General features: G+C 71.4%; 22 protein-coding genes. 5 read left to right on the plus strand and 17 right to left on the minus strand.

The window, feature by feature from the left end:
• Nucleotides 1–431: 431 nt before the first annotated feature.
• Entirely contained in the window at nt 432–767 is a 336-nt protein-coding gene (locus tag ABZ876_RS01920) for a DUF192 domain-containing protein (protein ID WP_361772775.1), read from the plus strand.
• Nucleotides 768–933: 166 nt separating this feature from the next.
• On the opposite strand, the gene ABZ876_RS01925 is transcribed toward ABZ876_RS01920, so the two are convergent.
• The 16 genes from ABZ876_RS01925 to ABZ876_RS02000 form a co-directional block, all read right to left on the minus strand.
• Nucleotides 934–1716 (minus strand): class I SAM-dependent methyltransferase, encoded by a 783-nt coding sequence (locus tag ABZ876_RS01925; RefSeq protein ID WP_361772778.1) that lies wholly within the window; start codon nt 1714–1716, stop codon nt 934–936.
• Nucleotides 1717–1803: 87 nt separating this feature from the next.
• The gene (locus tag ABZ876_RS01930; RefSeq protein WP_361772781.1) at nt 1804–2676 is read right to left on the minus strand and encodes an LLM class flavin-dependent oxidoreductase; all 873 of its coding nucleotides are present in this window, start codon (nt 2674–2676) and stop codon (nt 1804–1806) included.
• 41 nt (nt 2677–2717) lie between these two features.
• Nucleotides 2718–3293, minus strand: a complete 576-nt coding sequence (locus ABZ876_RS01935; protein WP_361772784.1) for a dihydrofolate reductase family protein — start codon at nt 3291–3293, stop codon at nt 2718–2720.
• Nucleotides 3294–3395: 102 nt separating this feature from the next.
• A complete protein-coding gene (locus ABZ876_RS01940; protein ID WP_361772787.1) occupies nt 3396–4040 on the minus strand; it encodes an OmpA family protein in 645 nt (214 codons plus the stop codon).
• A 6-nt stretch (nt 4041–4046) separates the two neighbouring features.
• Complete coding sequence (locus ABZ876_RS01945; RefSeq protein WP_361772790.1) at nt 4047–4637, minus strand: hypothetical protein; 591 nt, start codon at nt 4635–4637, stop codon at nt 4047–4049.
• A 15-nt stretch (nt 4638–4652) separates the two neighbouring features.
• Nucleotides 4653–5261, minus strand: a complete 609-nt coding sequence (locus tag ABZ876_RS01950; RefSeq protein ID WP_361773876.1) for a pilus assembly protein TadG-related protein — start codon at nt 5259–5261, stop codon at nt 4653–4655.
• The gene (locus ABZ876_RS01955) at nt 5258–5428 is read right to left on the minus strand and encodes a hypothetical protein (RefSeq protein ID WP_361773954.1); all 171 of its coding nucleotides are present in this window, start codon (nt 5426–5428) and stop codon (nt 5258–5260) included. The genes ABZ876_RS01950 and ABZ876_RS01955 overlap by 4 nt, the downstream gene beginning before the upstream one ends.
• A 153-nt stretch (nt 5429–5581) precedes the next feature.
• A complete protein-coding gene (locus ABZ876_RS01960; RefSeq protein WP_361772793.1) occupies nt 5582–6313 on the minus strand; it encodes a response regulator transcription factor in 732 nt (243 codons plus the stop codon).
• Nucleotides 6306–7610 carry a histidine kinase gene (locus ABZ876_RS01965; protein WP_361772796.1) on the minus strand — a complete coding sequence of 435 codons (1305 nt, stop codon included), beginning with the start codon at nt 7608–7610 and terminating at the stop codon, nt 6306–6308. The genes ABZ876_RS01960 and ABZ876_RS01965 overlap by 8 nt, the downstream gene beginning before the upstream one ends.
• Nucleotides 7607–8515 (minus strand): DUF5936 domain-containing protein, encoded by a 909-nt coding sequence (locus ABZ876_RS01970; protein WP_361772799.1) that lies wholly within the window; start codon nt 8513–8515, stop codon nt 7607–7609. Before ABZ876_RS01970 ends, ABZ876_RS01965 begins: the two co-directional genes overlap by 4 nt.
• A gap of 13 nt (nt 8516–8528) precedes the next feature.
• Nucleotides 8529–9476 carry a type II secretion system F family protein gene (locus tag ABZ876_RS01975; protein ID WP_361772802.1) on the minus strand — a complete coding sequence of 316 codons (948 nt, stop codon included), beginning with the start codon at nt 9474–9476 and terminating at the stop codon, nt 8529–8531.
• A gap of 25 nt (nt 9477–9501) precedes the next feature.
• Nucleotides 9502–10842 (minus strand): CpaF family protein, encoded by a 1341-nt coding sequence (locus ABZ876_RS01980; RefSeq protein WP_361772805.1) that lies wholly within the window; start codon nt 10840–10842, stop codon nt 9502–9504.
• 17 nt (nt 10843–10859) lie between these two features.
• Complete coding sequence (locus ABZ876_RS01985; RefSeq protein ID WP_361772808.1) at nt 10860–11261, minus strand: TadE/TadG family type IV pilus assembly protein; 402 nt, start codon at nt 11259–11261, stop codon at nt 10860–10862.
• Complete coding sequence (locus tag ABZ876_RS01990) at nt 11258–12871, minus strand: AAA family ATPase (RefSeq protein ID WP_361772811.1); 1614 nt, start codon at nt 12869–12871, stop codon at nt 11258–11260. Before ABZ876_RS01990 ends, ABZ876_RS01985 begins: the two co-directional genes overlap by 4 nt.
• 165 nt (nt 12872–13036) lie before the next feature.
• Entirely contained in the window at nt 13037–13750 is a 714-nt protein-coding gene (cpaB, locus tag ABZ876_RS01995; RefSeq protein WP_361772814.1) for a Flp pilus assembly protein CpaB, read from the minus strand.
• Between the two features lie 93 nt (nt 13751–13843).
• Complete coding sequence (locus ABZ876_RS02000; protein WP_361772817.1) at nt 13844–14701, minus strand: hypothetical protein; 858 nt, start codon at nt 14699–14701, stop codon at nt 13844–13846.
• A gap of 340 nt (nt 14702–15041) precedes the next feature.
• Between ABZ876_RS02000 and ABZ876_RS02005 the strand changes: the two genes are divergently transcribed.
• The 4 genes from ABZ876_RS02005 to ABZ876_RS02020 all read left to right on the plus strand — a co-directional run bounded on the left by ABZ876_RS02005 (nt 15042) and on the right by ABZ876_RS02020 (nt 20339).
• Entirely contained in the window at nt 15042–16727 is a 1686-nt protein-coding gene (locus tag ABZ876_RS02005) for a glycoside hydrolase family 18 protein (RefSeq protein WP_361773879.1), read from the plus strand.
• Between the two features lie 185 nt (nt 16728–16912).
• Nucleotides 16913–17428, plus strand: coding sequence for a SigE family RNA polymerase sigma factor (locus ABZ876_RS02010; protein ID WP_361772819.1), 516 nt, complete (start codon nt 16913–16915; stop codon nt 17426–17428).
• A 93-nt stretch (nt 17429–17521) separates the two neighbouring features.
• Nucleotides 17522–18772 carry a hypothetical protein gene (locus ABZ876_RS02015; protein WP_361772822.1) on the plus strand — a complete coding sequence of 417 codons (1251 nt, stop codon included), beginning with the start codon at nt 17522–17524 and terminating at the stop codon, nt 18770–18772.
• A gap of 214 nt (nt 18773–18986) precedes the next feature.
• The gene (locus tag ABZ876_RS02020) at nt 18987–20339 is read left to right on the plus strand and encodes a M14 family metallopeptidase (protein ID WP_361772825.1); all 1353 of its coding nucleotides are present in this window, start codon (nt 18987–18989) and stop codon (nt 20337–20339) included.
• 9 nt (nt 20340–20348) lie between these two features.
• Here the strand turns inward: ABZ876_RS02020 and ABZ876_RS02025 are convergent, their stop codons facing one another.
• Entirely contained in the window at nt 20349–20972 is a 624-nt protein-coding gene (locus tag ABZ876_RS02025) for a hypothetical protein (RefSeq protein ID WP_361772828.1), read from the minus strand.
• Nucleotides 20973–21057: the final 85 nt, after the last annotated feature.

Raw genomic sequence — 21057 nt, forward strand, 5'->3', positions numbered from 1 at the left:
TCATGCCCCCTCGTTCTCCCGGCCGGTGGGATGTCACGCCCCGCCGGACGGGGCCGGCCCGGGCCCTGCACCCCTCCCCGGTCCGGCGCCGGCCGGGAGTGGCAAGAAAAACGGGCCGGTCCGTGGGGGGGAGACGGACCGGCCCGAGGGGGGGTTTCCACCATAACCCTTCGTAAGGGCCGGCGTGTGCATTGGCGGGACACAACTACTCTCCGAAATCGTCCGGCGACGCGTGGGTGCCCTCGGAGGCGCTGATTCCGCGCGGAATCATGGCCGGATCACAGGGGATTCCAAGGGAATACGGCCGATTCATGAGGGATCCAAGGGATGCGGGTGTGCCGGCGGGACTGCTGACGACGCCACGCCGTGTACTCCGGGTGGGTGACCCGCGCACGGAACGGTCACTTGACGCCACCGCTAGCTTCACGGTCATGGCCACGTTCACCACGGAGAGGACGGCCGCACCGGTGCCGCTGGAGGTCGCCCGGTCGGCGCGCGACCGCCGGCGCGGGCTGCTGGGCCGCGAGGGGATCGAGGGGGCGCTGCTGCTCAGTCCTGCGAGCGCGGTGCACACCCTGGGGATGCGGTTCGCGATCGACGTCGCCTATCTGGACCGCAGTCTGCGCGTGGTGACGGTGCGGACGATGCCGCCGGGGCGGATCGGCCTGCCCCGCCCCTGGGCGCGCCACGTCCTGGAGGCGGAGGCCGGAGCGATGGAGCATTGGGGTGTACGCCGCGGAAGCCGCATCGCCCTGTGGGGCGTCTGACGGGGCGTCGGCGCCGGGAGCAGGGCACCGCGCAGCCCCCTCCACTGCGCGGTGCCGCCCGCGCAGCTTTGCTCACGCGAATACCTTGGTCTGAACTTAACGTGAGCCCCACCGGCAACGCGAGCCGCCCTCGATAACGATGTGGAAACCCCGGAGGCCCGTCCCCTCACAGGGACACCGGTGCCCCGGATTTACGGGCCTCGATGAGGAAGCGGGTGCTGTGGGCCACGAAGGACCCCTCGGAGCGGATCCGCTCGTGCAGGGACCGCAGCCGGGGCTCGTACCGCTCCACGGTGAAGCCGGGCACCATCCAGATCACCTTGCGCAGGAAGTGCACGACCGCGCCGATGTCGTGGAACTCCATACGCAGCCGGGCCTCCCGCAGGTCCACGACCTCCAGACCGGCCGCTTCGGCCTCGGCCCGCGCACGCCTGGGGTCCCGCGCGCCTCGGACCTCCTCCGGCTGCGGCCCGAGGAAGTACTCGACGACCTCGAACGCGCTTGCCGCGCCGACCTGCTGGGAGAAGTACGTGCCGCCGGGGCGCAGGACGCGGGCGACCTCGTGCCAGTACGTCCGCACCGGGTGCCGGCTGGTGAGGAGGTCGAAGGCGGCATCCCCGAACGGCAGCGGCGCGTCCTCGGGCGAGGCGACGACCAAGGCACCTCGCGGGTGGAGCAGGGCGGTGGCCCGGGCGACGTTGGCCGGCCAGCCCTCGGTGGCGGCGGTGACGGGCGGCAGGACCGGGGCGGAGGCCAGGACCTCCCCTCCCCCGGTCTGGATGTCGAGCGCGGCGGAGGCGCCCCCGAGCCGCTCCGCCATCGAACGCGCGTACCCCCACGGGGGCCGCTCCTCCGTGGCCCTTCCCTCGAACCACGAGAAGTCCCAGCCGTCGACGGAGGCGTCGACGGCCTCCCGGACGAGTTCTTCGAACGTACGGTCGCCGCTCATACCGGCGATGTTCCCAGCGGCAGGACGTGGGACGCGACCGAATAACGGCCACCCGTCCGCAGGCCGCCGGCGCCCGCGGCCTGCGGACTACGGCACCAGCGGGCGGACTTCCCCGGCCGCGAACCGCAGGAATCCCTCGGGGTCCGGCTCGTCGCCCGTGGGCTGGAGGATCACCGTGTCGGCGCCCGCCTCCGCCAGCCGCCGGACGGCCTCGGCCACGGCGGAGGCGTCTCCGGCGACACCGAGGTCCGGCGTGGAGCCCGGGCCCGTCGCGGCCGGCTCGGCCTTGAGCCGGGCGACCGCGTCCGGGCCGGTGGCGGTGAGCAGATGGGCGACGACATGGTGGCGGTCGGTGCGGCCGGCCGACGCCCGCCCTTCGCCGATGAGGTCGCGGGCCCGCCGTACGCCCTCCGGTGTGGTGGACGCGGTCAGGATCGTCCCGTCCGCCACCTCGCCGGACAGCCGCAGCGAGCGCGGTCCGGTGGCCCCGGCGAGCACGCGGACCGGCTCCCCGGGCGGCCAGTCCAGCGCGACGCCGTCCAGCCTCACATACCGCCCGTCCGTGGTGACGCTCTCGCCGCGGAGCAGGGCCCGCAGGGCGTCGACGTACTCGCGCAACAGTGTGAGGGGCGACTCGGCACGTGCGCCGACCTGCCCCATCCAGCTCTGGACGCCGTGCCCGACACCGAGGATCGCCCGCCCCGGGAACATCCGATCCAGCGTGGCGGCCTCCATCGCGGTGACCGCGACGTTGCGCAGCGGCACGGGCAGCAGTCCGATGCCCACGCGCAGCCTCTCGGTCCAGGCGAGCGCGGCCGCCATGGCCGAGACGCCTCCTTGCAGGAAGCAGTCCTCCCACAGCCACAGCTCCTCGAGGCCCGACTCGTCCGCCAGCCGCGCCAGCGCGCTCAGCCGCTCGGGAGGCAGTTGCGGCCGGAACACGGCACCGAGTCCAGTCATGCGGCTCTTCCTATCGAGCGGACCGCGGCGGGACAACTGTTTTATCGGTCGATCACGTGCGGGCGCACGTAGTGCAGCAGCACGACACCGTTGCCGAACCTTCGGGAGTCGACGAGACGCAGGGCCGTCAGCTCGTCGGACTCGGCGAAGAGACGCTGCCCGCGGCCGACGAGGATCGGATGGACGTACACCCGGAACTCGTCCACGAGGTCGTGCCGCAGGAACTCGGCGGCCAGGGCGGCGCCGCCGAGCGCGAGGTCGCCGCCGTCCTGGGCCTTGAGCGCGAGGATGTCCTCGACGACGACGTCGCTGACGATGGTGGTGTGCCAGTCGGCGTGCCGGAGGGTCCGGGAGAACACGATCTTCGGCATGTTCCGCCAGATCCGGGCGTACTCGACGACGGGCCCCGAGCGGTGCGGATCGGCGTCCGCGGTGGGCCAGAAGTCGGCCATGAGCTGGTAGGTGACCCGCCCGTTGAGGAAGGCGCCCATCTCCTTCAGCACGTCGTTGAAGTGATGGTGCAGTTCGTCGTCGACCAGATGCCAGTCGATCTCACGGTTCGGGCCCTCGATGAAGCCGTCCAGGGACATGGACATCATCAGGACGATCTTTCTCATGGCAGCTCCCGGTTACGACGCCGACCATCCGGACGGCACGAGCATCGCGCAGCGGCGCCGCGCGGAGCGGGAGGCGGCTCCGGGTGATTCGCCCCAGGGGGCTCAGCCCCCCGCTGTGCCCGACGCGCCCGAGGACGACTCCCCCCTGGGGAACGACACTTCCACCCGGCGGTTCTTACGGCGGCCCTGCTCCGAGGAGTTGTCGGCGATCGGGTAGTCCTCGCTGTAGCCGCGCACCTCGAAGGTGACGGTCCCGCCGAGGCGTGCGGCCAGCCGGTCGTGGACCGTCTCCGCGCGCTTCTTGGAGAGGACCAGGCCGTGGGCGTACGAGCCCAGGTTGTCGGTGAAGCCGAAGACGCGGACGTTGGTGGCCCTCTGCTTCCTGATCTCGTCCGCGATGGCGTCGATGCGGGCGCGGGCCTCCGGGTTCAGCTTGTCGCTGTCCTTGGGGAACAGCACCTCCGCCTGGAGCGCGAACGTGACGTTCTCGTTGGTGTCCTCACGCCGCTCCTCACCGCCGAGGTCCTCCACGACGGACTTGATGTCCAGCACCTTGGCGGGCGCGAGACTCGCCCCGTCGGCGAGCTTCAGCCCCGGGCTGGTGGGGTCGACGGACGGTGGCGGGGAGGTGGCGACGGTACCGGGTGGCGCACTGGGACCGTCATCGGCGGTGGCCGGGGGGCCACCGGTGAGGCCGAGCACGGTGAGGAGGGAGAGGGCGGTGACGGCACGGAGGGGGAGCGGCATGACGGCTCACCCCTGCGAGAGTTCGACGGAGGCAGGGGGCATGGCGCCGACCTGGAAGTCGACGTTGTCGGTGCCTTCGGGTGGGGCGGGGAACTGGGCGAACCACTGCGCGGTCGCACCTTCCCTGACTCCGCCGGTGAACTGCGTGCAAAGGCAGCGACCCGAGGTGTCACGGAGGATCAGGTACTTCTTCTTGCCCTTCTGGTCGATCAGGCTGGCCCCTGCAATGGAGCCGCCGTTTCTGGCCAATTCCCTTTCGTCTCCGCGCCAGTCGGCCGCGACCCACAGGGTGCCCGTGTTGTTCGTGACCGTCCCCTCGACGGTCACGAAGCCCCCGTTGTCACGTTTGGCGGAGGTCACCGTCAGCGTCAGCCCGTTCTCTCCCTTGACCTCGGCGAGCGCGGTTTCCGACTGGGGCGCCTGGGACTGCTTCTGCTCGCCATCCCCGTTCCGGGTGGGAGGCGACGACGCCGTGGCCCCCTTGTCCGACTTCCCGTCACTTCCCGTGCCACAGCCGGCCACCGTGAGGAGCAGCCCGGCCGCGATCGCGAGTGCGCTCAGCGCCCTGCGGCCCTTCATGGTGTGCCGATAGTCCATCGCTACGGCGTCCTTTCACTCAGCCAGATGCACAGAGAACAGCACGGACGCGTCCGGAAGGTCGTCCGATCGGAAATGTTCGGGGTCGATGTCGACGGGCCGGCCGTCACAGTCGAGGTGTACGAGCTTCTTGGGATCCGCGTCCGAGGGCAGGGTGCAGCGCGGTTGAATCACCGCGACGGCTTCGGCCCTCGCGTGCTGTGTCTCCGTGCCCGGAATGATGGACTTTCCCACCGTGTAGCGCGTCTCGATCGTCACCTGGTATCCGGGGAAGCCGTTCACGATGGTAGGGATGGCGCCGCCCTGGAGGGTCGAGTCGTTGTCGGCCGCCAGCCGATCGGCCGCAGCGCTCGCTCCTGTGCCCTTCGAGCCCTCACCCTGAAGCCAAGGCAGCCAGTCGTCGTCCTGGAGGATGGCTTTTTGGAGACCGGTCATCAGCTCGTCGCGGGAGTCCTGTGCGGCCGCCAACGCAGCAGCGTCCGCCGCGGACTGAGCTCCATTGCGGGCGGACGCTGCTTGTGCGAAAACGAAGAAAGCGAACGCGGCGAACAGCAGGATCCCCGTCAGCCAGATGTAGAGGGGGAGCGTCTGTCCGCGGTCCGCGTGTGAGCGCGGAGGGGTCAGCCGCCGATGACGTTGGTCACCGCACGCATGATCGCGCCCGAGATCGCGCCGTCGAGTCCGAGACCGTCGATCATCGTGAAGATCCCGGCAATGATGATCATCAGCCCGGCGTACTCCACGAACCCGGCCCCCGCATCCCGCCCGGTCCCCCGCATCCGGGACACCACGGTCCGCCTCCACGTGCCGATCCAGTGCCTCGTCCTCGTCACCACGGCCCCTGCCCTCCCGCCCGATGCGGCCACGACCAACCCACGCACCGTACGTGAAAGCGCCCTCACTCCGAGTGGGTCCAGGGGCCCAACTTCCGTACCGGTGGGGGGTCATCGGCTCCACCCCTCCCGGGCCGTGCCCAGCCAGCGGGCGATCGCCTCGCTGCGCGATGAACTGTACAGCTTTGCGAAGATGCGATTGATGTGGTTCTTGACCGTCTTCTCGCTGATGAAACAGGCGGCGGCGATCTGCCGGTTGTTCATCCCGGCCGCGATGAGATCCATGACCTCCACCTCCCTGGAACTCAGGCCGAAGTCCAGCCATCCCGCGGCACGGCGCCGGGGACCCCCCGGGCGGGTCGCCCGAGTCTTCGGTGAATGTGCCATAACCGGTTGCAGGTGCGAAGAAGTTCGCTGCGGTTCGTAGGAAACTCCGAGCGAAGACGAGACAGGCCGCCGCCCCTGCCGCACAGTCCGCACCGCGTCGACCAGTTCGGCCGCCGAGAACTCGCCGTGCACCAGATAGCCGGAGGCCCCCCGGCGGAGTGCCTCCGCCACGACCTCGGGTTCCCTGCTGTACGTCAGCATCATCACGGTGGCCGTGCGGGCCAGCCGGGGCAGCGCGGTCAGGCCGTCCGTGCCGGGCATGCGGAGGTCGAGGAGGACGACGTCCGGGCGGTGCGAGGCGGCGCAGGCGAGGGCCTGCTCGCCGTCGGCCGCCTCGGCGACCACCTCGATGTCGCCGTGGACGGACAGCAGGGCGGTCAGTCCCGCCCTTACGACCGGGTTGTCGTCGGCCACGAGGACGCGCAGCGGCGGGCCGGGAAGTGCCTGGTCAGGCATGGGCGGCCTCCTCTTGGGGGCGGTGGGGAGCGGGGGCGGGGGCGGGCACGTGCAGATGGATCTCGGCGCCGCCGAGCGGCGAGCGGCCCAGGCGGAGGCGGCCGCGCAGGGACGCGGCGCGTTCCGTCATGCCCAGCAGACCGAAGTGGCCGGTTTTCGCCAGATGCCCGGGTACGGCGGTCGGGGGCAGGCCTACCCCGTTGTCCCCGATCCGCAGGTCGAACGTCTCGGACCCGGTGGCGTCGAGTTCGATGCGTACGCGGGTGGCGCGAGCGTGGCGGTGTGTGTTCTCCAGCGCCTCGGAGACGATGGACAGGACGTCGTGGGCCGTCGGGTACGGCAGCAGCAGCGGGCTGTCCGGCAGTGTCAGCTCGGCCTCGGCGCCGTCACGGGTGGCGAACTCGCGTGCCCGTCGCGCCACTTCGCCGGCCAGGTCCAGGCGTCCCGCCGTGAAGTCCGTGCGGCGGCGCAGGTCCGACAGCAGGTCCCGGGATTCCGTCGCGGCCCGCCGCGCCGCGTCGGCCACCAGGGCGGCCTGACGCTTGAGCGTCGTGGGGTCGCGGTACTCGGCCGAGGCGGCGAGTGCCTCCGCGGCCAGGGCCAGGCCGTGCAGGGTCTTCGCCACCGAGTCGTGCATCTCCCGGGCAAGCCGGGCGCGTTCGGACTCGACGGCCTCCGCCGCCGCGAGGCGGGCGTTGGCCTCGGACAGTGCCTCGCCGGCGGCGCCGAAGCGGAACATCAGATTGCGCAGGGTCACCCCGATGACGCCCGCGGCGGCACAGAACCCGGCGATGAGGGCGGTGCTGACAGCGGCGCCGGGGCGGTGTTCCCAGGCGCGGAAGACCGCCAGGACAACGGCCAGTTGCAGTCCGGTGAGAACGCCGGCGCCGCGCCAGCCGTAGAGCAGTCCGGACAGCAGGGGCGTGCAGACCGTGGCGTAGGCGAGCGGGGAGGCGGGGGACGCGGTCAGCAGGAGGGTGGCGACGAACAGCAGGTCGAGCGCCATCAGCGCCGGATGGGCGAGCAGGCGCGGACCGACGCGGTCCCAGTCGCGCAGCAGGGCGTACGACGTCATCACGCCTAGGACGGCGGCCGCGAGCACGGCGTGGCGAGGGACGCCGGAGGGGGTGTTGGCCAGGGCGAACGGGGCGCCGATGACGACCGTGGCGAGGCGTACGGCCACGGTCTGACGGCACAGGGCCTGGAGCGCGCTCAGCTGGAGGCGGACGCTGGCGGGCGGCGGCGCGTCGTCCTCCAGGTACCCGGGAGTGGGGTGACCGGTGCGGCTGCTCATCATCGGCCCAGGATCGATCCGAAGTTCGTCCCCGAGCCCAGGAACATGCCCGTGGCGATGAGGATCATCGTCGCCGGGAGCATGAAGACCAGGGTGACCAGCGTGGCCTTGGGGATCGTCTTGGCCGCGCGGCGGCGGGCGTTCTGGGCGTCCGTGCGCCGCATGTCGGTGGCCAGCTGGATCAGTGTCTCCGCGATCGGGGAGCCCAGTTCCTCGCCCTGTTGCAGGGCGGAGACGAACTGGGCCACCTGCTCGGAGGAGTTGCGGCGGCGCAGTTCGTCGAAGGCCTGGCGGCGGCTGACGCCCATGTCCATCTGGCGCAGGGTGATGCGCAGTTCGTCCGCCCAGGGCCCCTCGTACTTCTCCGCGACCCGGTCCAGTGCCTGGCGGAAGCCGAGACCGGCCGAGACGACGACCGCGAGGACGTCCAGGAAGTCCGGCAGCGTGCGGTCGATGACGTCCTTGCGTTCGCGGATGGCCTGCCAGATCAGGGCGTCGGCGGCGAGCAGGCCGAAGGCGAAGGTGAGCGCCGCGAACAACAGTTGTCCGTTCGAGAGGAACATCAGGCCCACGACCAGGCCGAAGACTCCGTACACCGCCCGGCGTGCGGCGTACCGCTGGAGGGTCAGGCCCCCCGGGTTGCCGGCCATGTCGATCCGTCGGCGCTTGGCGTCGACGCGGCGCGGGCCCATGAGTCGCAGCACGAGCGGGGCGAAGCGCATGCCGAGGCGGTCGACCGCCGAGCCCGCCTTGGAGACACGGGTGGCGCCCACCTCCAGCGCGAGCGTCAGGTCGCTCGGCAGCTGCGCGTCCGCGCGGATCATACGGATGCCGAGGAGGATCCCGGTGAGGGAGACGGCGGTCAGCAGGGCGAGGAGCAAGGGCAGTATCCCGGTCGTTGCGGTCATCTCGGAGCCCTCCTCATACTTCGATCTTGCCGAGGCGGCGGATGACGAAGAAGCCGACCGTGTACAGGCCGACCGCGAGCAGGACCAGGCCCTGGCCGAGCGGGGAGCCGGTGACCCGGGCGAGGGCGCCCTCGTTCGACGAGTTGACCAGGACGAGGGAGCCGAGGCCCAGCAGCGGGACCGTGAAGGCCGTCGCGTTGACCTCAGAGAGCATGGTGCGGACCTCACGCCGGGTCTCCTTGCGGTCCTCCAGGGTCTGGGTGAGGTTGCGCAGCGAGTTGACGACCGAGCCGCCCGCCTTGTTGGCCAGGACGAGCGTGGTGACGAGGACGACCAGTTCGCGGGAGGGCAGGCGCTCGGCGAGTTCGCCGAGGGTGTCGTCGATCGAGCGGCCGAGCATCAGCTGGTCGGCGACGCGGGCCAGTTCCTCGCCCGCAGGGGCCTCCAGTTCCTCCGCGGCCATGGCGAGGGCGGTGCGCAGGGCGAGGCCGGCGGCCGTGGCGTTGGCCAGCAGGCGGGCCACGTCCGGAAGCTGGTTGATGAAGGCCTCGATGCGTTTCTGCCGCTGCCAGTTGAGGAAGATGGCCGCGCTCCAGACGGCGGCCAGTGCGGCGAGCGGGCCGAAGAAGGGGGCAAGTGTCGACGCCGCGATCAGCCATAGGGCGACGACGACGGCGGCGGCGTAGGTGAAGAACTCCCCCGGCGTCAGATCGAGCCCCGTGGCCGACAGGCGCAGCTGGAGGGTGCGGCCCAGGCGGGTGCGGCGCAGCCGTCGGTCGACGGCGGTGAAGCGCCGCGTGCGGCCGGACGCCGTGCCCACCGGGCCCGCCGGGTCGCCGGTGAGCCGCTCGACGAGCGCCTGCCGCTGGGCCCGGCCGGAGGCGTACAGGTGGACGCCCGCGACGGCGAGCGTGCCGGTGAGGACGGTCGCGCCGAGGGCGAGGAGGGCGGGGTCGTTCATGGCGCGCTCCTGACGTGAACGGGGGTCATCCGATGGCCTGCCGTGTGTTGCGTACGTCGATGGCCTCCGCGACGCCGAAGGCGGGCGGGAGGGGTTCGTTGGCGACGTAGAGCTTCTCCGCGACCGGCCGGGGCAGCGGAAGATGCTCGAAGCGGCCGCGGACAATCCGGTCGGCGCCGAGGGGCTGGGGGACGAAACGGGACACGGTGGTGACGCGGAACTGCTCCCGGCCGTGCGACACGACGAGCGCGATCTCGACGACCTTGCGGGAGCCGTCGGCGTACCGGGCGAGCTGCACGACCACGTCCACCGCCGAGTTGATCTGGTCCTTGAGCGCCTCGAACGGGATCAGCACCTCGGACATCGAGCCCAGGGTCTGGAGCCGCATCAGGGCGTCCTCGGCGGAGTTGGCGTGCACGGTGGCGAGTGAGCCGTCGTGGCCCGTCGACATCGCCTGGAGCATGTCCAGGGTCTCGCCGCCGCGGACCTCGCCGACGATGATCCGGTCGGGGCGCATCCGGAGGCTGTTGCGGACCAGGTCGCGAATGGTGATCTGGCCCTTGCCCTCGACGTTCGGGGGGCGCGACTCCAGGCGGATCACATGCTCCTGCTGGAGCTGGAGTTCGGCGGAGTCCTCGATGGTGATGATGCGCTCCTGTGCGGGGATGAGCCCCGACAGGGCGTTGAGCAGGGTCGTCTTCCCGGTGCCCGTGCCACCGCTGACGATGAGGTTGAAGCGGGCCCGGACGAACGCGGCGAGCAGCATCAGCATCTGCTCGTCGAGGGAGCCGAGGCCGATGAGTTCGGGGAGGGTGTAGGCGCGCGGGAAGCGGCGGATGGTGAGGGTGGGGCCGGTCAGGGCGAGCGGCGGGATGATGACGTTGACGCGTTCGCCGGTGGGCAGGCGGGCGTCGACCATCGGGTTGGACTCGTCGACACGCCGGTTCACGGTCGAGACGATCCGTTCGATCGTCTGCATCAGCTGCTCGCTGGAGGCGAAGCGCAGCGGGAGCTGTTCGACGCGGCCGGCCCGCTCCACGAAGATCGAGTCCGGGCCGTTCACCATGATCTCGGTGATGGAGGCGTCGGCGAGGAGCGGTTCGAGGACGCCGAGACCGAGGGCCTCGTCGACGACCCGGCGGATCAGCTGGGAACGCTCGGCGGAGGAGAGTACCGGCCCTTCCCGGCTGATGATGTGGCCCAGGACCCGCTCCAGGCGGACCCGGCGTTCGGCGGCCGCGAGGCCGGACATCTCGGCGAGGTCGATCTCCTCGAGGAGCTTGGCGCGGTAGGCCGCGACGAGGTGGCCGTCCTCGCGGGCGGCTCCGCCGTCGTCGGGGGCGGCGATACGGGAGCGCAGGCTCATGCCGGTCGTCAGCTCCTCTACGGGGTGGCGGGGTCGGGGTCGTTGGGCATGGTGGCGTGGCGGGTCACGGGCCAGGCGTCGAAGAGGGGGATGACGGAGGGGACGCGGACGGTGACGGTGGCGGTGGTGGTGTCGGCGCCTGGGGGCGCGTCGACGCTCGGGTCCAGCCAGCCGCTGACGGCCGCCGCGCCCGCCGCGGCCCCGTCCCCGTTCCGGGAGGCGACGCGGGCGGCGGCGCGGGCGCCGGTGCCGGCCTGGCTGATGCCGTAGCCGATGAGGCCGAGCTGGATCGCGGCCATGCCGATGACCAGGAGGATGGGCAGGAAGCCGGCGAACTCGAGCATGGAGACGCCGCGGTCGTCGAAGCGGCGGGTGCGCCGTCCTCGGGTGGCCGCCGTACGGCGGGGAAGAGCCCTCATCGGCCGTTCCCCTCCACTGCCGCGCCCGCGCTTCCCTCCACCTTCCAGCCGGGGTCGACGCCCGGGAAGAACAGCGGGACGTTCACCCGTACGGTCGCCTTCATCACCGGCCCCTCCTGGTTGCAGCGGATCGTCGCGCCGCTCCAGGCTCCCGGCAGATGCGCGGCCCCCGCCGACTGGCAGGCCCCCGCCGAGTCCCCCCGCCCGGCCGCCGCCGCGGTGGCCGCCCGCGCGGCCTCGTCGGCCGCGTTGCCCGCCAGCGAGTACGTGTAGCCGTACAGAACGCACTCCCACAGCAGCGCCATCACGACCAGCAGCAGCGGGAACATCCCGGCGAACTCCAGGGTGACCGCACCCCGGTCCCCGCCCTTGCGCCACAGGGTCAGCGCCCCGCGGTCCGACGGCGCCTTCCGCCGCCGTCCGCCCCCGCCCTCCGGCGTCGCGACCAGGCCCAGTTCGGCCGCCAGCGCCCACAGCGCCTGCTTCACCGTGGAGCGGGCGTCGAGGTCCTGCAGGCGCCCGGCGTCCACGACCGACTGGAGTTCCTTGAAGCACGCGGGGATCGCGACGCGGGCCACCCTGGTGCCGGTGATGCGTTCGACGAGGGCCGGCTGGATCTCCGTACCGCGCGAGTGGCGGTTGACGACCGTGAGCGTCTCCTCGGCCTTGCGGATCTGCAGCCGGTCCCACAGGCGCACCATCCGCTTGGCGGCACGGACCGCGACCACGTCGGGGGTGACGAGCAGCAGCGCCTGGTCGGCGGCCTCGACGGCCGCGGCGGTGGCGGAGTTCATCTGGGCGCCGCAGTCGACGATCACCACGTCGTGGCGGGAGCGCAGCGCGCCGATGACCTGGCGGGCCACCCGGTCGGTGACCTCCTCGCCGCGTTCGCCCTCGGCCGGGGCGAGCAGGAGCCCGACGCCGCTGTCGTGGGCGTAGACGGCGTCCTGGAGGACCCGGGGGTTGATGTCCGTGATCGCGGCGAGGTCGGCGACCGAGCGCCGGAACTGCACGTCCAGGTACGAGGCGACATCACCGGACTGGAGGTCGAGGTCGACCAGGGCGACCGTACGGCCCGACGCCCGTGCCGCGAGCGCCAGCTGCACGGCCGTGACCGTCGCGCCGACCCCGCCCTTCGCGCCGGTCACCGTGACCACGGTCCCGCCGGGCCCGCTGTACAGCTCGGGGGTGGTGCTGCCAAGGTGGCGCCGCATCCCGGCGGACCAGGCGGCGGCGGCCTGGACGCGTTCGGCGAGGGCGTCGTAGCCGAGCGGGAGGGTGACGATGCCGCGGGCGCCGGAGTCCATCGCCGCGGTGAGCACGCCCGTGCTCGTGTCGGCGGTGATGAGGACGACCCCGACCGCCGGGAACCGCATGACCAGGTCGCGGATCAGGTCGAGCGCCGGGACCGGCCCGATGCGCTCGTGGACGAGGACGACCTCGGGCAGTTCCTCGAGGGACTCGCCGGCCAGCCGCGCCAGGGTGTCGAGCAGGGCGGTGGAGTCGTGCACAGGCGCGGCGGGCTCGGCGTCGGGGAGCTGGCCGAGCAGGGTGGTGAGCGCGCGGACCGCGTCGAGGTCGCCGACGGCGGGGAGGATGCGGAGGGTCATCGGCGCGTCCTCCCAAGGAGCGGACCGCTGCGGTCGAAACCACCGGGGACGGAACCACCGGGGACCGAGCCGCCGCGGACAGGACCACCGGGGACGGAACCGCTACGGACGCAACCGCCGCGGGCGGAACCGTCTGGGACCGGGACGGACCTCATGCGTGGCCTCCTACCTGTCCTGGTCGAGGGTGTACGTGCGGTCGCCGGGCGTGACCGCGGTCTGGGAGCCGCCCGCGACCAGGGCGAGCCGGACGTGTTCGGCGAACGACTCGGCGTAGGCCACGCGTTGGGCGTCCGCGGTGTCGAGCGCGAAGGTGATGGGGACGGCCTCGGTGGCGTTGCGGCGGCGCTCGTCGCTGGACTGGTCCGGGTCGAGGGCGGTGAGCTTGCCGACGTCGAGGACGCGGGCATTGGTCACGATGACCTTGGACTCGTCCTTGCCCTTGTCGTTCTGGGCCTTGAAGGTGGCGTAGATGTTGACCCGCGAGCCGGGGTCGATCTTGCCCGCGACACCGGTGGACGCGTCGATCATGATCGCGATCTCCTGCTGGCCGGCCTGAAGGGCCGGCCGGTCGACGATCATGTCGGTCTGGAGCAGCGACCCCTTCTCCAGCCGGGTCACGGCGATCTTGCCGCGGATCTGCGCGAGAGTGGTGACCGCGGTCGCGGACAGCCAGCGCCGGGGCGTGGAGATCCGCTCGAACCGGTCGGCGGTCAGCTCCTGGTACGGCTGGATGTCGTCCTTGAGCCGGTACGCCGTGACCTCCGGCCCGACCTTCGAGTTCACGTCGCGGATCACCGACAGGACTCCGGCGAAGGCGCCGACGGCGGCGAGCGCCGAGAGAACCAGCAGGATGACGCCGCGGCGCTGACGTGCGTTCACTACATCTCACCTCGAAGGGACGTGCCGAGCAGTCGGGCGGGCCCGCTTTCCGGCCGGGGACGGTCTGCGGTCATACGGTGGTGCGTACGGGGCTCATGTGCCGCCCCGTGGCAGTGCGCGGGCGGCAACCGGTTGCTGTTCGGAGGGCGGCGGCAGAGGCGCGGCGCAGAAGCCGCAGCGGTCGCCGATGAGTTCGAGGCCGCACCAGTGGCACACCTCGCGCCGCACGGAGGAGACGAGCTGGTAGAGCACGGACACGTCGTGCAGGCCCGCGGCGAACTCCACGAGCCGCTGGGTCCCCCACCAGGGCCCGGAGCCCTTCGGCAGGGGCACGGTCGTGACTCCCTGGACCCGCCAGGCGGGCGCGAGATGGGCGGTGACCCAGTCCGAGGGTGGCTGCCCGGCCGCGACGACCATACGGGTGCCGAACTCGGGGCCCGGTAACTCCTCCTGCCCGATGCGGACGAGTTGCGGCCGGGGATGGGCGAGTACGGCGAAGTGGGCGTTCGGCGCCCAGGACTTGGCGTGGGTGGTGAGCGGGACGGGGACGCGGTCGAGCCTGGTGACCGAGCCGAGCAGGGCACCGGCGTAGACGTAGTGGGCGAGCAGCCGCACGGACGACGCCAGTACGCCCGGGCTGAGGTCGCAGACCGACAGCCGGCGTAACTGCTGTGCGAGCAGCGCGAGTCCGAGCGGGGGCAGATCGACGCCGAGCAGCGCGATGCGGTCGCTCTCGAGGATCGAGCGCGCGGTGCGCAGGCGCTGGACCGCCGGGTCGTCACCGGACGCGGCGTGCAGGGCGATGACGTACCCGTGCTGCTCGACGAGTGCGTGCAGGCCGTTCAGGGACTGCTCCAGCGTGGCCTGGGGCTGGACCGCGGCGGGCGGGGTCTGCCGGTCGAGCGGTGGGAGCACCAGGTCGGGACTGGTGACGGCTATCGCGGTCGGCACGGCTGCACACCACCCCGTTCACTGCGGCGGGGTGGTCGACCACCGCCTCAGTTGGCCCCTGTGACGTCCTCTTGCATCGTCCTGCAACAGCACCATATCCACGGCGTGCCCGGCTCAACAGCGAATCCGGAAGATCATCTCACCGAAGGTGCGAGCTTGATCCACACAGAGTAGCCGCATATGCCGCAACTCGCCCCGCCGGTACGGGGGTTGGCGCCGCCAGAGGTCTTGACAAGCCAATTGGTCTGGACCAAATACTGTCGTCAGGCGGTGGCCACCGTTCCTCCCCGACCCCCTCCCCTCTCCCCCACCGGAGGCCCAAGTGGACCGCGTACCAGGCATGCTCCGCCGCAGACGGACCCTGGCCGGGGCCGCCGTCGCCGCGCTCGCCCTCACCTTCCTGGGCGCCGGGCACGCGGCTGCCGCGGACGTGAACAACGCCAGGAACGCCGGCTTCGAGTCCGGCCTCGCCGACTGGACCTGTTCCGCCGGCAGCGGTACGACGGTGTCGTCCCCGGCGCACGGCGGCGCGGCCGCGCTGAAGGCGACTCCGGCGGGCCAGGACAACGCGCGGTGCACCCAGACGGTGACGGTCAGGCCCAACTCGACGTACACGTTGGCCGCGTGGGTGCAGGGCGGCTACACCTACCTGGGCGCGACCGGCACGGGCACGACGGACGTGTCGGCATGGACGCCGGACTCGTCGGGCTGGAAGCAGCTGTCGACGACCTTTACCACCGGCGCCTCGACGACCTCGGTGACCGTGTACCTGCACGGCTGGTACGGCCAGGCGGCCTACTACGCGGACGACGTGTCGGTGTACGGCCCGGACGGGGGCGGCGGAGGTGACCCGTCCCCGACCGTGCCCGCGGCGCCCACGGGTCTCACGGTCTCCTCCACCACGTCCTCGTCGGCCTCCCTGTCCTGGAACGCGGTGCCGGGCGCGACGGGCTACAACGTCTACCAGGGCGGTGCGAAAGTGTCCGCCGTGACCGGCGCCTCGGCCACGGTGACGGGCCTGTCCCCGTCGACGTCGTACTCCTTCCAGGTGGCGGCGACGAACGCGGCGGGCGAGTCGCCGAAGTCGGCCTCGGTGACGGCCACGACGGCTCCCTCCTCCGGTGGCGGAGGAACCGGGGGGCCGCCGAAACACGCGGTGACGGGCTACTGGCAGAACTTCGACAACGGCGCGACGGTGCAGAGGCTCTCGGACGTGCCGTCGCAGTACGACATCATCGCGGTGGCGTTCGCGGACGCGACGAGCACACCGGGGGCGGTGTCCTTCACCCTGGACTCCTCCGGCCTCGGCGGCTACACGGTGGACCGGTTCAAGGCGGACATCGCCGCCAAGCACGCGGCCGGCAAGAAGGTGATCATCTCGGTCGGCGGGCAGAACGGCACGGTGTCGGTGAGCGACGCGACGTCGGCGGCGAACTTCGCGACCTCGGTCCACTCGCTGATGCAGACCTACGGCTTCGACGGCGTGGACATCGACCTGGAGAACGGCATCAACGCGACGTACATGACGCAGGCGCTGCGCGCGTTGTCGGCGAAGGCGGGCTCGTCGCTGATCATCACCATGGCCCCGCAGACGATCGACATGCAGTCGACGTCGAACGGCTACTTCCAGACCGCGCTGAACATCAAGGACATCCTCACGGTGGTGAACACCCAGTACTACAACAGCGGTTCCATGCTGGGCTGCGACGGCAAGGTCTACAGCCAGGGCTCGGTGGACTTCCTGACGGCCCTGGCCTGCATCCAGCTCCAGGGCGGCCTGTCCGCGTCCCAGGTGGGCCTGGGCGTCCCCGCCTCGGCGAGCGGGGCGGGCAGCGGTTACGTCTCCCCGACGGTGGTGAACCACGCCCTGGACTGCCTGGCGAAGGGCACCGACTGCGGCTCCTTCAAGCCGTCGAAGACCTATCCGGACCTGCGGGGCGCGATGACCTGGTCGACGAACTGGGACGCGGCGTCGGGCAACGCCTGGTCGAACACGGTGGGCCCGCACGTACACGCGCTGCCCTGATTCCCCGCTTCGCACCGCACCCGGACGCCCGGCCCTTCGAGGGCCGGGCGTCCGCCCGGTTCTCCGGGACCACCCCCGGCCGCGAACTCCTCTCCGGCCCGTTGAAACATTTCCGTGGTGCCACCGCATCAGTGAGGTGAGGGCCGTACGGGACGGCCACCACCACACGGCACGACGGGGGACGCATGAGACAGGGCCGCAGCGACGGGTACCCGGAGTTCGCGGCGGCGCGGGCCGGGCATCTGTACCGGTCCGCCTGCCTGCTCACCGGCGGCGACACCCATCTCGCCGAGGACCTGGTGCAGGAGACGCTGGGCCGGGTGTACGTCCGCTGGGGCCGCGTCTCCCGCGCCGACAACCCCGCCGGATACGCCCAGACCGTCCTCACCCGCACCTTCCTCGCACATCAGCGGCGCCACAGCAGCCGTAGGGAACGCGCCACCGATGTGCTCCCCGAGGCGCCCGATCCGAACACGGCCGGGGACACACCGCTGCGGCTCACCCTTGTCGACGCGCTCGGACGGCTGTCCGCCAAGGACCGTGCCGTGGTCGTCCTGCGCTACTGGGAGGACCGCAGCATCGAGGAGACCGCGGCCGCCATGAACACCAGTTCGGCAGCCGTCCGCACCCGCTGTGTGCGGGCCCTCGCCCGCTTGCGCGTCCTTCTCGGCGGCGCCCTCAGCGAGTACGCGACGCCCTGACCCGCCGGGGACGGCGGGCTCCCGGGCTCCGGGAGCCGATCCGTCCGCCCGGCCCACGACCACCACCCCCCTCCGCAGAAACGGCGGTTTGCCATGCCCGTTGAAGAGCACGACCCCTTCGAGGACCAGTTCGCCTCGGCTCTGCGCCAGACCGGCGGCACCTTCGAGAGCCACCCGCTCGGCCTGGCCGCCCGCGGCGAATCACGCGGCCGTACGATCCGCCGGCGCCGGGCCGTCATCGCGGGCGGCGTGACCGGTGTGGCGCTGGTCGGGCTGGGCGGGGCGCTCGTCCTGCCGGGAATCCAGGCGGACGGCGGACAGCGGCACTCGGTGGCCGGCAGCCCGTCGGCCCCGGCCGCCCCGCCCGCACGGCCGTCCGCCCTGTCCGCCGACGATCTCGTCCGCACCCTCGAAGGACTGCTGCCCAAGGGGAAATTCAGCGACGAAGACGGGCGCGGCACCGGCGAACGGCTGCCGCCGTACGCACGGGTCGTCTACGACGACGGCAAGGGCAAGGCCGCCGTCGCCGTGATGGTGGATCGCGTTCGGCCCGGCAGCAGCCACGCCCTGGAGACCACCGCGTGCCCCGACAAGGTGTTCGTCCCGTACGACGCCTGCACCTCGGGCAGGCTCGCCGACGGTTCGGCGCTCATGATTCTCCAGGGATACGAGTACCCGGACCGCCGCGTCGCCACGAAGCTGTGGAGCGCCGAGCTGATCACACCGAAGGGGCAGCACATCAGCGTCCAGGAGTGGAACGCCCCCGCCGAGAAGGACGCACCTGTCAGCCGCAGCCGGCCTCCTCTCTCGCCGGACCAGCTCAAAGCGCTCGCCGGCGCGGATGCGTGGCGGTCCGTCGCCGATGCCGTCCCCGCCGATCCCCGAGTGCCGACGACCGAGCCGAGCCGTCCGCAGGGTGTGCCCGGAGGCTCGGTGTCGGCCACGCTCGCCACTCTCCTGCCCAAGGGAGCCGAGGTCGTCAAGAAGGGCGTCGCGGACCCGGGGTTCGGGTACGTCGTCCTCGACGACGGCAAGGGCGCGAGCATGGTGCAGGTCAACGTCCAGGCGGACATGTCCGGTGTCGCGGGCCAGCTCTTCGGCTCCGGCTCCAAGACCCTGCCCGACGGCACCAGGGTCGCCACGCATCAGGGGCCCGGCGAGAAGGGCGGCAGGGGAGTCGTCATGTGGACCGTGGACACCATGCGCCCCGACGGCCGCCGAGTGGTGATCAGCGCCTTCAACTCCGGGGCGCAGCACACCCCCGCGACCCGTGAGGCCCCCGCGCTCACCCCGAAGCAGATGGAGGCCATCGCCACCAGCGAGAAGTGGTTCCGGCGCGGCTGACTCCGCGTCGACCGGCCGGGCCCCGGGGGCTGTTCACGCCCTCCGGGGCCCGAGCCGTGTTCCCTCGGTTTCCTGGCAAGCTATTGACCTGTTCATGCCATTTGCGCACGATGAGCCCGACACCCGCACGTACGTCGCAGTGAACGAACCACCCCCCGCTCCACTCCACCCCACATCCGGAGACCCCGGAACCCTGGAGACACAAGGAGACTTCATGCGACTTCGCATACGCGGATCCGGCGCCCGGGGCGGCAGACGGACCGCCGCTCTCGCCACCCTCCTGGCGCTCGCCCTCGCGGCACCCGTCGCGGCCACCACCAGCGCCACGGCCACCGGCGCCCGGCCGGACCGCTCCCCGTCCGACGACGTCCGCCAGTACGAGATCCATCAGGGCACGACCGCGGTGACCCGTACGGCACTTCAGCGGACCGGCGTGACGGTCGACGAGGCGGACCAGGAGACGGTCGTCGTCTCCGGCCGCGCGGAACAGATCAGGAGGCTGAGGGCACTGGGCTACGACGTCACCCCGCTCGCGTCGGCCCCCGACCGCTCCGGCGGCGCGGGCGGCGTACGGCCCTTCGACTTCCCCTCGGCGGACTCCAAGTACCACAACTACGCCGAGATGAACGCGGAGATCGACCAGCGGCTCGCGGCCTACCCGGGCATCATGAGCAAGCGGGTGATCGGCAAGTCGTACCAGGGCCGGGACATCGTCGCCATCAAGGTCAGCGACAACGTGGGGACCGACGAGAACGAGCCGGAGGTCCTGTTCACCTTCCACCAGCACGCGCGTGAGCATCTGACGGTCGAGATGGCGCTGTACCTGCTGCGCGAGCTGGGGGCCGGCTACGGCGGCGACTCCCGGATCACCAACCTCGTTAACAGCCGGGAGATCTGGATCGTCCCCGATCTCAACCCGGACGGCGGCGAGTACGACATCGCGACCGGCTCGTACCGCTCGTGGCGCAAGAACCGCCAGCCCAACTCCGGCTCCTCGTACGTCGGTACCGACCTGAACCGCAACTGGAACTACAAGTGGGGCTGCTGCGGCGGCTCCTCCGGCTCCAAGTCGTCGGAGACGTACCGCGGGGCGTCCGCCGAGTCGGCGCCCGAGGTGAAGGTGGTCGCCGACTTCGTGCGCAGCCGGGTAGTCGGCGGGAAGCAGCAGATCAAGGCGGGCATCGACTTCCACACGTACAGCGAACTCGTGCTGTGGCCCTTCGGGTACACGTACTCCGACACGGCGACGGGCATGACGGCGGACGATGCCGCCGCATTCAAGGCCGTGGGTCAGAAGATGGCCGCGAGCAACGGCTACACGCCCGAGCAGGCGAGTGATCTGTACATCACCGACGGATCGATCGACGACTATCTGTGGGGCACCCAGAAGATCTTCGACTACACCTTCGAGATGTATCCGACGTCCAGTTGGTCGGGCGGGTTCTACCCGCCCGACGAGGTCATCGAGCGGGAGACGTCACGCAACCGGGACGCGGTGCTGCAACTGCTCGAGAACGCGGACTGCATGTACCGGTCCATCGGCAAGGAGGCCCAGTACTGCGGCTGACGGCGCGGTTCAGTCGTCGCCCTTCGCGACGGCGGCGGGTTCCTCCCGGCCGTCCTCGAAGTAGGCGTCCAGAACCTCGTCCAGCCGGGTCTCCCACTCCTTGAAGCGCGCCCTGGCCGTCGCCTCGATCTCGATCGGGTACCAGCGGCGGTCAGGGGTGTGCACCGTGACGGTGAACCGCTTGCCGAAGCGCGCGGTCTCGGTCTCGACGGCACCGATCTCGTCCCAGCGGAACTCGCACTCCTGGTCGTCCAGGCGCAGCCGTACACCGCTGTGGTCCGCGACGATCCGCGCGCGGCGGTCGGCGGCCTCGAAGACGGGACCCTGCGGGGCCACCTCTGCGGCTTCCACCGTGCCCGACTCCTCCGCGGCGGCTCCCTCCTCGGCGGCCTCGGCGTCGGGGTCCCCGGCGGCGGTCTCCCCACCGCCCGGGACCGCGTCCTCCGGCTCGGCGGATTCGCCGGACTCCGCGGAGTCTTCGGGCTCCACGGAGTCTTCGGGCTCCGCGGACTCCTTCCGCTTTGCGGAGTCCTGCCCGTCACGGGACACGGGTGAGGTGAGCCCGGGGATGAAGGCCGGGTCGAACCCGGCACCCTCCAGGGGCTGGCTGCTCGGACCTATGCGCTGCTCCACAGCGGGCAGTATGGTCGAAGATCCTGTGACGGACACAGCCGACCCCTGCATCGTTATACGAATCTTCGCCGTCCCTATGCACGGC

Origin of the sequence: Streptomyces sp. NPDC046931 (assembly GCF_040644655.1) — a bacterium.
Lineage (GTDB): Bacteria > Actinomycetota > Actinomycetes > Streptomycetales > Streptomycetaceae > Streptomyces.

Coding starts and splice junctions, on each gene's coding strand:
- ABZ876_RS01960 (WP_361772793.1), bottom strand. CDS start 6,313: ATGCCTGACCAGGCACTTCCCGGCCCGCCGCTGCGCGTCCTCGTGGCC.
- ABZ876_RS01925 (WP_361772778.1), bottom strand. CDS start 1,716: ATGAGCGGCGACCGTACGTTCGAAGAACTCGTCCGGGAGGCCGTCGAC.
- ABZ876_RS02020 (WP_361772825.1), top strand. CDS start 18,987: ATGCGACTTCGCATACGCGGATCCGGCGCCCGGGGCGGCAGACGGACC.
- ABZ876_RS02015 (WP_361772822.1), top strand. CDS start 17,522: ATGCCCGTTGAAGAGCACGACCCCTTCGAGGACCAGTTCGCCTCGGCT.
- ABZ876_RS01935 (WP_361772784.1), bottom strand. CDS start 3,293: ATGAGAAAGATCGTCCTGATGATGTCCATGTCCCTGGACGGCTTCATC.
- ABZ876_RS02010 (WP_361772819.1), top strand. CDS start 16,913: ATGAGACAGGGCCGCAGCGACGGGTACCCGGAGTTCGCGGCGGCGCGG.
- ABZ876_RS01970 (WP_361772799.1), bottom strand. CDS start 8,515: ATGACCGCAACGACCGGGATACTGCCCTTGCTCCTCGCCCTGCTGACC.
- ABZ876_RS01980 (WP_361772805.1), bottom strand. CDS start 10,842: ATGAGCCTGCGCTCCCGTATCGCCGCCCCCGACGACGGCGGAGCCGCC.
- ABZ876_RS01940 (WP_361772787.1), bottom strand. CDS start 4,040: ATGCCGCTCCCCCTCCGTGCCGTCACCGCCCTCTCCCTCCTCACCGTG.
- ABZ876_RS02005 (WP_361773879.1), top strand. CDS start 15,042: ATGCTCCGCCGCAGACGGACCCTGGCCGGGGCCGCCGTCGCCGCGCTC.
- ABZ876_RS01975 (WP_361772802.1), bottom strand. CDS start 9,476: ATGAACGACCCCGCCCTCCTCGCCCTCGGCGCGACCGTCCTCACCGGC.
- ABZ876_RS01985 (WP_361772808.1), bottom strand. CDS start 11,261: ATGAGGGCTCTTCCCCGCCGTACGGCGGCCACCCGAGGACGGCGCACC.
- ABZ876_RS01945 (WP_361772790.1), bottom strand. CDS start 4,637: ATGGACTATCGGCACACCATGAAGGGCCGCAGGGCGCTGAGCGCACTC.
- ABZ876_RS01965 (WP_361772796.1), bottom strand. CDS start 7,610: ATGATGAGCAGCCGCACCGGTCACCCCACTCCCGGGTACCTGGAGGAC.
- ABZ876_RS01990 (WP_361772811.1), bottom strand. CDS start 12,871: ATGACCCTCCGCATCCTCCCCGCCGTCGGCGACCTCGACGCGGTCCGC.
- ABZ876_RS01920 (WP_361772775.1), top strand. CDS start 432: ATGGCCACGTTCACCACGGAGAGGACGGCCGCACCGGTGCCGCTGGAG.
- ABZ876_RS01930 (WP_361772781.1), bottom strand. CDS start 2,676: ATGACTGGACTCGGTGCCGTGTTCCGGCCGCAACTGCCTCCCGAGCGG.